12 protein-coding genes are annotated in these 13,634 nt (G+C 51.6%); 1 reads left to right on the forward strand and 11 read right to left on the reverse strand.

Features of this window, described 5'->3' with window-relative positions:
- Window position 1: 1 nt before the first annotated feature.
- Window positions 2-1,363: an efflux RND transporter periplasmic adaptor subunit gene (locus GmarT_RS27180; RefSeq protein WP_002647415.1), complete on the forward strand. Its 1,362-nt coding sequence runs from the start codon at window positions 2-4 to the stop codon at window positions 1,361-1,363.
- A 24-nt stretch (window positions 1,364-1,387) separates the two neighbouring features.
- On the opposite strand, the gene GmarT_RS27185 is transcribed toward GmarT_RS27180, so the two are convergent.
- The 11 genes from GmarT_RS27185 to GmarT_RS27235 form a co-directional block, all read right to left on the reverse strand.
- Window positions 1,388-1,981, reverse strand: a complete 594-nt coding sequence (locus GmarT_RS27185; RefSeq protein WP_002647414.1) for an Hsp20/alpha crystallin family protein — start codon at window positions 1,979-1,981, stop codon at window positions 1,388-1,390.
- Window positions 1,982-2,250: 269 nt separating this feature from the next.
- A complete protein-coding gene (gene nqrM, locus GmarT_RS27190) occupies window positions 2,251-2,484 on the reverse strand; it encodes a (Na+)-NQR maturation NqrM (protein WP_002647413.1) in 234 nt (77 codons plus the stop codon).
- Window positions 2,481-3,416: an FAD:protein FMN transferase gene (locus GmarT_RS27195; RefSeq protein ID WP_002647412.1), complete on the reverse strand. Its 936-nt coding sequence runs from the start codon at window positions 3,414-3,416 to the stop codon at window positions 2,481-2,483. The genes nqrM and GmarT_RS27195 overlap by 4 nt, the downstream gene beginning before the upstream one ends.
- A 130-nt stretch (window positions 3,417-3,546) precedes the next feature.
- Entirely contained in the window at window positions 3,547-4,770 is a 1,224-nt protein-coding gene (gene nqrF, locus GmarT_RS27200; RefSeq protein WP_044238709.1) for an NADH:ubiquinone reductase (Na(+)-transporting) subunit F, read from the reverse strand.
- 45 nt (window positions 4,771-4,815) lie between these two features.
- Entirely contained in the window at window positions 4,816-5,424 is a 609-nt protein-coding gene (nqrE, locus tag GmarT_RS27205; RefSeq protein ID WP_044238765.1) for an NADH:ubiquinone reductase (Na(+)-transporting) subunit E, read from the reverse strand.
- Window positions 5,425-5,428: 4 nt separating this feature from the next.
- Window positions 5,429-6,052, reverse strand: a complete 624-nt coding sequence (locus GmarT_RS27210; RefSeq protein ID WP_002647409.1) for an NADH:ubiquinone reductase (Na(+)-transporting) subunit D — start codon at window positions 6,050-6,052, stop codon at window positions 5,429-5,431.
- A gap of 2 nt (window positions 6,053-6,054) precedes the next feature.
- Window positions 6,055-6,855, reverse strand: a complete 801-nt coding sequence (locus GmarT_RS27215; protein WP_081459536.1) for a Na(+)-translocating NADH-quinone reductase subunit C — start codon at window positions 6,853-6,855, stop codon at window positions 6,055-6,057.
- On the reverse strand, window positions 6,845-8,089 hold the full coding sequence (locus GmarT_RS27220) for an NADH:ubiquinone reductase (Na(+)-transporting) subunit B (RefSeq protein ID WP_002647407.1): 1,245 nt from the start codon (window positions 8,087-8,089) through the stop codon (window positions 6,845-6,847). The genes GmarT_RS27215 and GmarT_RS27220 overlap by 11 nt, the downstream gene beginning before the upstream one ends.
- Window positions 8,090-8,308: 219 nt before the next feature.
- A complete protein-coding gene (locus GmarT_RS27225; RefSeq protein ID WP_002647406.1) occupies window positions 8,309-9,655 on the reverse strand; it encodes a Na(+)-translocating NADH-quinone reductase subunit A in 1,347 nt (448 codons plus the stop codon).
- A gap of 450 nt (window positions 9,656-10,105) precedes the next feature.
- Window positions 10,106-11,770: a 3-keto-alpha-glucoside-1,2-lyase-like domain-containing protein gene (locus tag GmarT_RS27230; RefSeq protein WP_149303477.1), complete on the reverse strand. Its 1,665-nt coding sequence runs from the start codon at window positions 11,768-11,770 to the stop codon at window positions 10,106-10,108.
- A 224-nt stretch (window positions 11,771-11,994) separates the two neighbouring features.
- On the reverse strand, window positions 11,995-13,470 hold the full coding sequence (locus GmarT_RS27235; protein ID WP_002647403.1) for a sulfatase-like hydrolase/transferase: 1,476 nt from the start codon (window positions 13,468-13,470) through the stop codon (window positions 11,995-11,997).
- Window positions 13,471-13,634 lie beyond the last annotated feature (164 nt).

The following is a 13,634-nucleotide window of genomic DNA, read 5'->3' on the forward strand; positions in this document are numbered from 1 at the left end:
CATGTCCCGCAAATCTATTATCATCACAGTGGTCCTGCTCGCCGGACTGGGGGCGTTGTACCTCCTCTCCGATGCGCCGCTCCCGGTAGATGTGACAGTTGCTGAAAAAGGGGAAGTCAAGTCCTTCATCGAAGAACGGGCCAAGACCAGCCTGCCCCGCGTCTACCGCATCGCCATGCCTTTAAACGGCCGCGTCTTACCCATCACCGTCGAAGAGAATGAAACAGTTTCTGAAGGCCAGATCGTGGCCTCCATGGATACCTCTGACCTGGATGCAGAAGTGGCCAAAGCCCGATATCGCGTAGAGCAGTTCGCGCGGAAAATTGTTGAGCAGTCCGATACGCGGCTGGAAGACAACTCGCTGGTGCAGTTTGATGAATTCCTGAAATCGATGGACCTGACCGTTGAAGCCGCCAGCAAACAGCAGGATGCCAGCAAAGCCAAATGGCAGTATGCCCGCGATGAATTCGACCGCAAATATCAGTTGTTCAAAAAAAGCGCCCTGTCAGAGAGCGAACTCAATGAAGCTGACCTGTTTAATAAACAGAGCGAAATCGATTATCAGAAAGACATCTTAACCTGGCGCTCCCTGCAGGCCATTCAGAGTGCAATGCAGATCGGCAAGATCTCGATTCTGAAATACAAAGAGAAAAAAGAGCTCTCTACTGCAGTCCTGCAGGAAGAACAGAAAGAAGCGCAGTCCCAGCTGGATCAACTGCTGCGCGACCAGAAACGCGCGACAATGCGCAGCCCCATCGACGGAACGATTCTGACCAGAAACTATTCCAACGAGCGGACACTGGCCGCCGGCGACGTTCTACTGGAAATCGGACGCCTGCAGGATCTGGAAGTCGAGGCGGACGTCCTCTCGCAATATGTCGGGAATATACAGACTGGCTCGCTCGTCGATATTGAAGGCCCCGCGATTGGCACGCAGTCCGTGCGAGGCAAAGTCAAACGGATCTACCCCAAAGGCTTCACCAAAGTCTCTTCCCTGGGAGTCGAACAGCAACGGGTGAAAGTCATCATCAGCTTTGACCAGAGTCTGTGGAAGCAGTTGAAAGCACAGCAGCGGAGCCTGGGTACTGATTACCGGGTCCGGGTGAAAATCTATACGGAAATCAAACAGGACGTCGTCAAAGTTTCGCGGTCAGCGTTGTTTCGCAATGCATCCGGACAATGGCAGGCCTACGTGGTGCGCAACAACAAAGCGATTCTGACGGATGTGGAAACCGGCGTGATGAACGATTTTGACGCCGAAATTATAAAGGGCATTCAGGCGGGAGATCGCCTGATTATCGCCCCCAGCATGAACCTGCAGCCGGGACAGTCCGTCGAGCCGCAGGTCATCAGGGAACTATAATAGAAAAACCTGACTGGAATCCGCTTAAAAACCGGTGCCGGCAGCACTGCTGATCGGAATCTGTCGCGGTTTTTCAGTCGAAGACTTTTCCAGCACGACACTCAGAATTCCGTTCTGCACCGAGGCCGTCACTTTATCCGGATCGACGGCAACCGGCATCGGAACCGATCGACGAAACTGGCCCGAAGGACGTTCGCTGACACGGGCTGTCTGTCCGGCGGTGGTGGTCGTTCCCGTGCTGCGACTGCCGGCAATTGTCAGCATGTTGCCTGCCAGTGTGATCTTGATTTCTTCAGCGGTCACGCCCGGCAGATCAAAGGAAACCTGTACCTTCTCTTCCAGTTCCAGGACATCTACGCGCGGCATCCAGACGGCTTCGTTGCCAAACAGTCCCAGCTTATCCAGCGCCCGTTCCCCCTGCTCGACAGCGACACCCAGCAGTTTATCGAATTCGGAACGAAGTCGATCAATGGAATTGGGGATCCCTGAAGAATCCGGTTTCCGGCTCTGTTCAGCGCCTGATTCTGTCTGGTGCTGCGTCTGTTCGCAGGTTTCTTCTGTAGAGCAGGCCGCTTCTTCTGTAGAAACATGCACGGGTTCGGGCTGTTGATCGTCCATCGATATCACTTTCTCCTCTCGAGAACTTACTGTCTCGTTTTATTAATGATAGTACTGTATTTTCGCAGTGGATGCTGATTCAGACATAAAGCATGACGCACCGCTGCCTGCATTGTCTCATATCTGATTCGCTCTGCCAGTGGAAATCTTGAAATTTTCCCGGCGAATGGCTCAAGCAGTGCAGAAAACACGTCAAAGTGTCGTAACCGAAAGATGGAACTGATTCTGTCGGACAGCTTTAAGCAAGCGCGAATTCCACGGAGGAATGGTTACTTTTCATCTTCGACGGGACAGGAGCCGGCGGCTGACATCTGGTCGGCCTGCTTCTGTTTTTTGTCGGCGATGGAACAGCCTCCGCATTCGGAGCAGCCTTCCATACCGTCGAGATTGGCAATACCGCCACAGGAGCCTTTGATACAGCGGTTGCTGAAAATTACGCCGACCGCCATTCCCAGAAACGCCAGGGCAAATACTCCGAGAGCAAACAGGATTGTAGACATCATTTTTCGTTTACCTCTCCAAATAGATGTTGCCACTGGGGGGAGTACCGCTCCCTGAAACCGGTCTCAGCTTTCACAATGAAATAAGCGGCGATATCCCGCTCCGCACACCAATTATACCCCTCTTCGGCCCCTAATACCATCAGGCAAGTTGCGATGGCATCACAGTTCATGCATTTTTCTCCCACCACGGTCACTGAAGCCAGGGCATGTTTGACCGGACGCCCGGTGCGGGGATCGATCGTATGAGAATAACTGACGCCATCCACTTCAAAAAAATTACGATAGTTGCCAGAGGTAGCCATCGACAGATTGTCCAGCGGAAAGACATGCTGCACAACCCGTTTCTCGCTGACAGGTTTTTCAATCCCGACGTTCCAGGGTTCGCCCTGCTGATTGCTGCCCCGAGCCCGCATTTCGCCGCCGATTTCGACCAGGTAGTTCTGAACCGACTGCGATTCCAGATACTCGCCCACTGCATCGACGGCATATCCTTTCGCGATTGCTGACAGATCGAGGTACACCTCCGGAATCGTCTTCTTCAATGCGGGCGTATCGTGTTGTACCTGAATATGGTGATAGCCCACACTCTTGCGCGCGGCTTCGATCTGACTCTCTTCCGGTATCGTCCTCTTCCCAGGATCCGGGCCGAAGTGCCATAAATTGACCAGTGGTCCCACGGTCATGTCAAAGGCACCGTCACTGTCCTCGCTGAGCTTCAGTCCGGAGTCTACAACTTTCACGAGCGGGGCAGATACCGGAAACCACTCCTCCGCTGTCGACTGATTAAACTTCGACAGTTCCGACGTTTTGATATACGTCGACATCTGCTGATTGATCGTTTTCAGCAGTAAATCAACGTCCTGCTGGATCTTGGATTTATCTGGTGAATCAACAGCATCTGAGCAGACCGTAATATGATACGAGGTTCCCATGGTGGGCCCCTCGATCTGTAGTTTCTGCAGTGTATTTGTACCAGACGCGTTCTGCTCAGATTGACACGCTAACCCCGTTGCACACAACAGCAGCAACGGCGTGAAATGCCAGACCGGAACGAATCTTATCTTAACCGAAGTCATCGTATCTGATGTTCTCAGGTTCGACACCCAGATCATCCAGCATGTTTCGCACGGCGGAAAGCATCATTGGCGGACCACAGATGTAGTACTCGCAATCTTCCGGTGCAGGATGTTTGCTCAGATATTCGTTGAGGAGCACCTGATGGATAAAACCTTCCAGTCCTGTCCAGTTGTCTTCCGGCATCGGATCGGAGAGAGCAATGTGCATTTTGAAGTTCGGAAATTCTTTTTCAATCGCACGGAACTCATCTTCATAGAACATTTCCCGCATACTGCGGGCACCGTACCAGTAAGAAACTTTCCGGTTGGTTTTGCGTTCTTTGAACAGTTCGTAAATATGGGATCGCAGCGGAGCCATACCGGCACCACCACCGATGTAGATCATCTCGGCATCGGTATCTGCGATGAAGAATTCTCCGTAAGGACCGGAAATCGTGACTTCATCACCGGGCTTCAGGTTGAAGATGTAAGAAGACATTTTACCCGGAGGTGTACCTTCGGGTGAGCGTGGTGGCGGGGAAGCGACACGCACGTTCAACATGATAATCCCTTTTTCGCCGGGATAGTTGGCCATGGAATAGGCACGAATTGTTTCTTCATCTACCTTGGATTCGAAACGCCACAGATTGAACTTATCCCAGTCCTCTTTATATTCTTCAGGAATATCAAATTCACTGTATTTCAGATGGTGTGGCGGTGCTTCGATCTGGATGAAACCACCGGCTTTGAAAGCAACATCTTCGCCTTCGGGCAGTTCCAGGACCAGTTCTTTAATGAAGGTCGCAACGTTATCGTTAGACCGCACTTTGCAGACCCACTTTTTGGTTTCGAAGACTTCAGGCGGCACTTCGATATCCATGTCTGTCTTGACCGGCACCTGGCAGGAAAGACGACAGCCTTCGCGGACTTCGCGATTATTGAAGTGGGAACGCTCGGTCGGCAGGATATCACCACCACCCTGCAGGACTTTCACTTCACACTGGGCACAGGTTCCACCACCGCCACAGGCAGAGGAAACAAAGATCTGATTTTCAGCCAGCGCGTTTAAGAGCTTTCCGCCCGCGGGGACTTCGATCTTTTTCTGCTCATTGACCGTGATCGTGATATTCCCGGAGGCAACCAGCTTCGATTTTGCAATCAGAATAATGGCGACCAGGGCAAGCACGATGCCCGTGAACATAATAACGCCAAAGAGAATTTCTATAACCATGATTTAACGTCGACCGCTCTAAAAAGTCAGTAATCTAGTGAAGTCTTACAGTTGGATACCGGAGAAAGCCATAAAGGCCATCGCCATCAGGCCCACGGTAATGAATGTAATACCCAGTCCGCGTAACCCCGGTGGTACATCACTGTATTTCATTTTTTCGCGAACGCCTGCGAGAGCCACAATCGCCAGTGCCCAGCCGACACCGGAACCAAAACCAAATACGCAGCTTTCGGGGAAGTTGTAATCCCGTTCGACCATAAACAGGGTTCCCCCCAGGATGGCACAGTTCACGGTAATCAGCGGGAGAAAAATCCCCAGCGAGTTATATAGTGCCGGAAAGTAACGATCCAGGGTCATTTCCAGAATCTGTACCATCGCTGCAATCACGCCGATATAGCAGATCAGACCGACGAAGGTCAGATCCACATTCGGATAACCGGCCCAGGCCAGCGCCCCTTTTTTCAGCAGATGCTGAAAGATGATATTGTTGACAGGTACGGTGATGGTTTGAATCACAACAACAGCGATCCCCAACCCGAAGGCCGTTTTCACGTTTTTGGAAACCGCCAGGAAGGTACACATCCCGAGGAAGAAGGCCAAAGCCAGGTTCTCAACGAAGAGACATTTAATAAACAGGCTCAGATAATGTTCCAACATGTTATGCCTCCTCCATCTGATCGGTCTTCAGAGTTCTGAGAACCCAGATCGCAAACCCGATAATAAAAAATGCGCTGGGGGGTAATAGCATGAGGCCGTTCGCTTCATACCAGCCACCATCTCGACTTAATGTCAATAGTTGATATCCAAACAGGCTGCCGGAACCAAACAGTTCGCGGAAGAAAGCAACCAGGATCAGGACTGCCGAGTATCCCAGGCCGTTACCGATTCCATCCAGGAAGCTGATGCCGGGCTCATTTTTCATCGCGAAGCCTTCAGCACGTCCCATCACGATACAGTTGGTGATGATCAGCCCGACGAACACAGATAGCTGCTTGCTGATTCCGAATGCGAATGCTTTCAGGAACTGGTCAACCAGAATCACCAGTGATGCGATGATTGTCATCTGCACGATGATGCGGATGCTGCTGGGAATCTGTAGCCGAATCGAAGCAACGGCTGCATTGGAGCAGGCAGTCACCAGTGTCACCGCGATACTCATCACGACCGCCGTTTCCATCTTTGTAGTCACCGCCAACGCAGAACAGATTCCCAGAATCTGTAAAGCAATGGGATTATTATTCAAAATGGGCCCGGTCAGGACATCTTTTTGTTTTGAATTCATTATTACTTTTCCTCCTTTTCTCGAACGCGTTCGAGATAAGGCTTAAACCCTAAATCACCCAGCCAGAACTCCAGCAGGTGTGAGACGCCGCGCGAGGTAATCGTTGCTCCGGACAGGCCATCTACTTCATGAATGGCATTCGGAGACTCCGGATTGACCGTCCCCTTGATCACTTCAAGATCAGGTTGAAAGTCGTTTGCGTAGGCTTCTTTGCCAATCCATTGTGCTTTCCACTTGGGATTATCAACTTCACCACCGAGCCCCGGTGTTTCGCCATGCTCATAGAAGGTCAGACCGGCAACAGTAGACAAGTCGGTTTCCAGTGCCAGAAAGCCCCAGAGTGTCGACCAGAGTCCTTTACCCCGAATCGGCAATACGTACTGAGACAGCTTTCCATTTTCATCATTGATGAGATACACCCAGGAGTAGTTTTCGCGGCGTTTGATACCGGCCAGATCCTGTGCAGAATCCAACTTCATACTCATCTTGGGATTATCGGCGGCGGCCTTCTGGTCATATTCCTGTGGATTTGGAAACAGGGCTTTATCGTCGGTGACAACTTCGCCGGTGTTCAAATCGACAATGATGCCTTTGACCCGCTCGTCGTAAATTTTTCTCACATCAGCTCCATCCCCGGGCTTAACCAGTCCGGCTGCGGAGAGAATGTTTTTTTTACGCTCGTTTTCTTTATTCAGTTCCTGCTTGCTGCGCAGTCCGACCGCAGCCCCGGAAACGAGAATTGAGCAGGCCACACACAACGCGGCCGACACCATAAATGTGAATCCTATTGAATCACGCGACATTTCGCGCCAACCTTCTTTTAATATTTGCTTGAACAACGTAGTAGTCAATCAGAGGTGCAAAGACATTCCCAAACAGAATGGCCAACATAATTCCCTCTGGATACGCCGGATTGACAACCCGAACCAGGATCGTCATACCACCAATCAAAATCCCATAATACCAGCGACCGGTATCGGTCATCGCTGCAGATACCGGATCGGTCGCCATGAAGACCAGCCCAAAGGCCAGCCCTCCGACTACCAGATGCCATTGGGGAGGCATCGCGAACATGGCATTCGTATTACTGCCAATCATGTACAGCAGCAGTGAAAGCCCCATCGAACCAGCAAGTACACCTGCCATCACCCGCCAGGATCCGATGCCGGCCAGAATCAGGAAGGCTGCCCCCAACAGACAGGCAAAGGTAGAAGTCTCACCCATGGAACCTTGAATCTGCCCCATAAAGGCCTGCATCCAGGAGATTCCCAGACCGCCATCAGCTACCGGATTGGTAACGGCTTTCATGCCCACTTCGGGAGTGGCAACTGCCATCTGTCCCAGTGAAGTTGCACCGCTGAAGCCATCGACGGCGGTCCAGACAGTGTCACCCACGATCTGAGCCGGATAAGCGAAGTATAAAAACGCACGTGCGGTTAAAGCAGGGTTGAGGAAGTTCTTCCCGGTTCCGCCGAATATTTCTTTACCAACGACCACACCAAAGCTGATGCCCAGCGCCACCTGCCAGAGTGGTATGGTGGGAGGCAGAGTCAGCGGAAACAACATCCCGGTCACCAGGAAGCCTTCATTAATTTCATGGCGACGAATGATACAGAACAGGCCTTCCCAGGCACCACCGACGGCCATACATACAATGTAGACGGGCAGGAAGTAAAGTGCACCATGGACCAGATTGGAAACCAGGCTGCTGGCTTCGGGAGCAACGCCGATCGCGGCCATAACGGAACCGCGCCAGCCGGGCACAGTATCGATACCCATGGCGCTCATCGCCGAATTAGCCTGATAGCCTGTGTTGTACAGCGCCATGAAAACACACGGCAGCAAAGCCACGATCACCATACTCATCATGCGTTTCAAATCGATGGAATCGCGCACGTGGGATGCTTCGTGGGTCACTTCACCCGGAGTATACAGAAACGTATCTTGCGCTTCATAGAGTGGGTAAAGCTTCTCGAACTTACCCCCTTTATCGAAGAGGGGGTGTACTTTATCAAGAAGATTTCGTAACGGCTTCATTTCGTGGTATATCTTTCTTGTTTGATGCCCCCGAAACACAGTCTGCCAGGACACCACCGGCATTGACCATTTATCGATTGTCAAAAGAAGCCGACCGGCTTCGCACCTGACAACTGGGGTTTACGTCTTTCAATATTTTTTTATCGACCAGGCAAACAGTCATTCACCTGAAGGCCAGCTCATCCAATTCCGTCAGCACGTTGCCGGGGAGACCTGGACTTAGCCCTCAATTTCAATCGTTGTCAAACTCTTACGCAATAGAGACCCGTAGTTGTATTTGCCCGGGCAGACAAACGTGCATAACGACAGATCTTCTTCATCAAGCTCCAGGCAGCCCAGTTGTTTTGCCTGTTCGGTATCTTCTGTAATCAAAGCACGCAGCAGGAATGTTGGCAGGATATCCAGAGGCATCACTTTTTCATAAGTCCCGATGGGAATCATGGCTCGCTTACTGCCTTCGGTTGATGTGGTGAACGCAACCTTTTTGCCCTGCCCGATCCAGGACGACGCGAACACGGGAACGACAGAATACTTGTTAAACCCAGGTCCCATCCAGCCCAGAAAGTCCCGATGAGTCCCTTCTTTCAGCGCGGTGACCTGCAGAGCATAGCGCCCCAGGTAGGCAAACGGCCCTTGTGCTGTTCGCCCGGAAAGTGCGGAACCGGAAATCAGGCGATCCATATCCCCCTCCAGGTTGCCTTCGACCAGGTCGTTGATATTAGCACCGAGGACGGTTCTGACCAGTTTCGGTTCTTTCACGACGGGACCTGCAATTGAGATCACACGTTCAGAGGACAGTTGACCGGTGGCAAACAGTTTTCCAATCGCAATCACATCCTGATAGTTGATATACCAGACGGTTTTCTTTTCGCTGACGGGATCCAGAAAGTGAATGTGTGTGCCAACCAGACCGGCGGGATGGGGGCCGCCAAATTCTTCAACGGTGACAAAATCCTGTTCCACACCAGGCAGATTCGTTCCGGGAGCTTTACAGAGGAACAGCTTGCCTGCGGTCAGAGACTTCAAAACCTGCAGACCCTGTGTGAATGACCGGGGTTCTTCACTTAACACCACTTCGGGAGGCGGTGCCAGCGGGTTGGTATCGATGGCAGTAACAAAAATGGAATGCGGAGTGGTTTCCGGCGAAGGGACGCGACTGTAAGGCCGGGTTCGCAGACTGGTCCACAGACCAGACTTCAGCAGATTGTCCTGTACCTGCTCGCGTGTCAGGCTGGTGAGATCACCTTCTCCGTACGAAGTGAAAGTTTCTTCTTCGTCGCCTTCCACCTCGATCACCATCGACTGAAAAGCGCGTTTGGCACCACGATTGATTTCGGTGACCTTCCCGGCGACCGGTGCGGTAAAGAGGACCCCTTCGGTCTTTTTATCGCTGAAAAGCAGCTGGCCTTTTTTTACGGTGTCGCCCACTTCAACAAGCAGCGTGGGTTTCATACCAATATAATCAGGGCCAATCAAAGCAACTGATCGAACTGCCGGCCCGTTTTCGATCAAAGCAGAAGGCACGCCTGCGATTGGCAGATCCAGCCCTTTTTTAATAGTAATCATTGAATTATGAACCTGAATATCACGAGTTTTCTCGTTTGACTCGCCTGATGTGGTTTAAAAAACCAACGGAACGCTGTTCAAAACACGACAGACATTCTGAAGTTCTCTGTATCTCGATATCTTTATAGGCGCAACACGACTCTTTGCCCAAGAATTCGCGGCTATTTTACACAGATCCCCCCCTTTTTGTAGTGAAAGCAAGGTACAAAATAGATCATTTTCGATTCTGCATCAGAAAATTTCGATTCGTAGTTTAAACTCACGCGTTTTCCTTGATTCCCATTAGTGAGAACCGGCAAGAGGAGCGCTCATTTCCATCTCGCCGGTACTCACCGGGTAACCAGACCACCCTCAGGAGCTACGTGGTCGGCATAAAAAAACCACCTGAAAGCATGAGTGCTTCCAGGTGGCAGGTAACTGTTTTAATTTTTACTAATCTTATATTTCGGCTTACAGCTCAAGCAACTTTACATTCTTATACCAGACTTTGTGCCCGTGATCTTGAAATCCCAGATAACCTTTACGGGGGAAGTCCTTGACGGCGTCTTTGAATTTGTGACTTGAACCATCGAGTCGTTTTCCCGGTTCGGTCCATTCGTCTGCATTCAGCTTCGCCACAACTTTACCATTGACGGCGACTGAGACATGCGGTCCTTGACAGGTGATCTCGAGATTCGTCCACTCACCCGGTTTGCTGGCACGATTCACGGAAGGAGCGACCAGATCGTAGATCGCACCAAAGTCGTGCATGCCCGTTCCATCTCCCGTGAGCACCTGTGCTTCAAATCCAGTCTGCACCGGATTCTTGAGATCACCCACCCGGAAGAAAATTCCCGAGTTACATTCTTCAGGCATCTTCACGTCACATTTGAATTTAAAATCGGCAAAGGGCTTATCATACACGATCAGGTAGCCACCTGACTTGTAAGGTACCAGGGCACCATCTTCAATGGGAGCCGCAATCGGTTTGCCGTTATTGCATTTCCAGCCGGAGTAATCTTTGCCGTTGAACAGCAGTTTCCAGCCCGCTTCTTTTTCCGCTGAAGTCAGAGTGTTGTCGGGAGCACTACTGCCCGTGTCTGCCAGATCCAGTTTCGCCAGCTTGGCATGTGCTTCTTTTTCTGCTTTTTCATAGACGCTGGCCAGAGTGACTTCGGCTCCGCCCTGGCGTTTACTTTCATCAGCGGCTTCCATGAAGCTGTAAATCTCAAGTGTTTCTTCAGGGCTGACGGGGGCTTTGCCGGACCGGAAAAACTTGGCAATCTCTACCAGTAAAGGCTTATATCCATCATATCCGCCCACGGCGACTTCCCCATTTTCCCCGACAGCGGTTCCGCCGTAACCTTTGGGAGTCCCTTTGCGGACGCCGGCGAAATGACCTTCCCGTCCGCCAGACCATTTGCCGGCCACTTCATCACGGTCGGCATTGCTGACGGTGCGTTTGACAGACTGACAGCCGGGCCCCATTACGGTAAACAGGGTTTCGACGCCGTGAATTCCGTACCAGAACAGATCGGGGTGCGTCGCTTCCAGTGAGCAGGGGCTGTGTGTACTGCATTTGGTGATCTTGCCTTCTTCTCCGTTTCTCAGACGCTGTGCGCCTTTGGCAAACCGCAGTGAAGAGGAAGAAAACATCGGCGTATTATATTTTTCAGACAGTTCATACAAGGCGATGGCATCGACGAGTGAACCTGCTACCGGTTTATCAATGAAGAGCGGCTTGCCGGCCTGAAGCACGGGAATCGCCTGTTCGAGGTGTGGACGACCATCGTTGGTTTCCAGAAAAACCACATCGACTTTCTTCAACAGTTCATCGATGGAAGGCACGATTTCCACGCCCATCTCTTTAACCTGTTCGATGTATCCGGGAACCCGGTCCACGCTGGATGCGATGTCAGGACTCCCTTTGGGGTAGGCGGCGACCACACGAATCCCCGCCAGGTCACCTTCGGGAGTTCCGGTATTCAGCAACTTCGTAAAGGCGATCACATGCGAGGTATCCAGACCTATGATTCCGGCCTTCAACTCTTTTTTCGCTTCAGCCGCGGTTAATGGACCTGAACAGACGACTGCCAGCAAGAGTATTGAAAATAGCGATCGGCTCATTAGCCGCATGATAGATCCTGAGTTCATAATGTTCCTCAATCAAGTGTGACAGGTAAGCGGTCAGGGAAAATGGCAGGTAAAACAGACTCGCACTATATATAATGTGAAATGCCTGCTTTTGATTTCCTTATGAATGTTTATAAATTCGATTATTGCAGACTCAATACCGCAAATGCAATCAAACAAACCGATCGTGAGGGAAAAAACCCTGTTTCTGATTCCTGAAGTCAGGATCAGTCAGCATAATCTTTGCCGTTCAGACTATCGACCACGGAATGCTGCCAGTCTGCTAAAGCGGCTTTCATCTTCTTCAACCTCTGGGGATCGACCTGGGACAGATCCTGTTTTTCTGCAGGATCTTTCACCAGATCATAAAGTGTATATCTGGGTTTCCCCCGTTTGGTTTCCATTTTCAACAGTTTGAAATTGCCGTCGACCAGAGCCGCTGCGCCCGGCAATTTGTCTTTGGGATACTGTGTCTTCAGGCTGCCGGCGTCAGCATCCGGCGCGGGACCTTTGGGGTTGGGGTGCCCCGGTGACTGCTGCTTCTGCAGCGCCAATAAGATATCGGTACTGCGTTTAGGGTGTCCTTTCTCCGGATAGGTCCAGAAGCCCATTGGCCTGCCTCGCGCTGTCATCTGCCCTTCAATTAATGGAAGCAGACTGACACCATCCAGCTGAGGCTGATGCGAAACTTTCGCGCCGGTCATTGCCAGGACGGTGGGATAAATATCGATCGTACCACAGGGCACATTTGAAACCTCCGGTTTTTTGATGACGGCAGGCCACTCAATGAGAGAAGGCACACGGACGCCGCCCTCCCAGAGATTCCCCTTGAAACCTGCCAGACCGCCGGTCGCCTGAGAGCGTGCCTCTTCAGTCTTGAACTGCGGAGGCCGCGGCCCGTTATCACTGGTAAACCAGAGTAGAGTATTTTCCGCCAGCCCCAGATCTCGCAGTTGACTCCGCAAATGTCCCATGGCCCGATCCACGCCGCTGATCTCACCAAAATAATTTTGAAAGTTGGGTTTCTGGTCTGGATACAGGTCTTTCAATTCAGAGACCGCTTCGTGAGGCGTATGTGGATTTCCGAACCAGATCACCGCGAGAAACGGTTTTTTATCCTTGTCAGCCTGCTTAATGAAATCCAGCGCCGCGTCGACGGTTACGCGTGAGCTTTCCCCTTTAAGCTGTTTGACAACGCCATTGTGGCTCATATAGGGATCATTTTCGTAAAAGTTGGGGCTGGAGACCCATTCGTCGAACCCACTGTTGCCGGGAGAAACCGGGCTGTTCGACTGGACAGAACCCAGGTGCCATTTCCCAAAATGTCCGGTGGTATAACCGACAGACTTCACTGCTTCGGCGACGGTGACTTCCTGAGGTCTGAGAGTATGGCCCCAACTGAAGCAGGCAAAACGGTTGGGATGTCTGCCTGTCAGGAAGCTGCCTCGGGTGGGGGAGCAGACTGGTGCAGCCGCATAAAAGCGGTCCAGCCTCAAGCTGCTGGCAGCCATTTCATCCAGGTGGGGTGTCTTCAGAATGGGATGTCCCATAAAGCCGGTTTCCCCCCAGCCCTGGTCATCGGTCATACATAAGATGATATTTGGTCGCGTGGATTGCTGCTCTGCCGCATGCAGCAGGGAACCCGATCCCGTCAAACAGCATGCCAGCAGGAGAGGGATAAAAAATCGAAGTTGAAATTTCATTTCAGGCCTCGGAGATGAAGTAATTTCGCAGAAAATACGTAGGGCGTAATCATTTCATCCTGTCCCAAATCCGTTGGTGCGCCAAGGAATTTTGGTCGCTGCAACGAATATTTCCTGAAAGTTCCTGCAACAGACTCAGGCCCCAGGCTCCGCGACTACCTGCT

Source organism: Gimesia maris (assembly GCF_008298035.1).
GTDB classification, from domain to species: Bacteria; Planctomycetota; Planctomycetia; order Planctomycetales; family Planctomycetaceae; genus Gimesia; species Gimesia maris.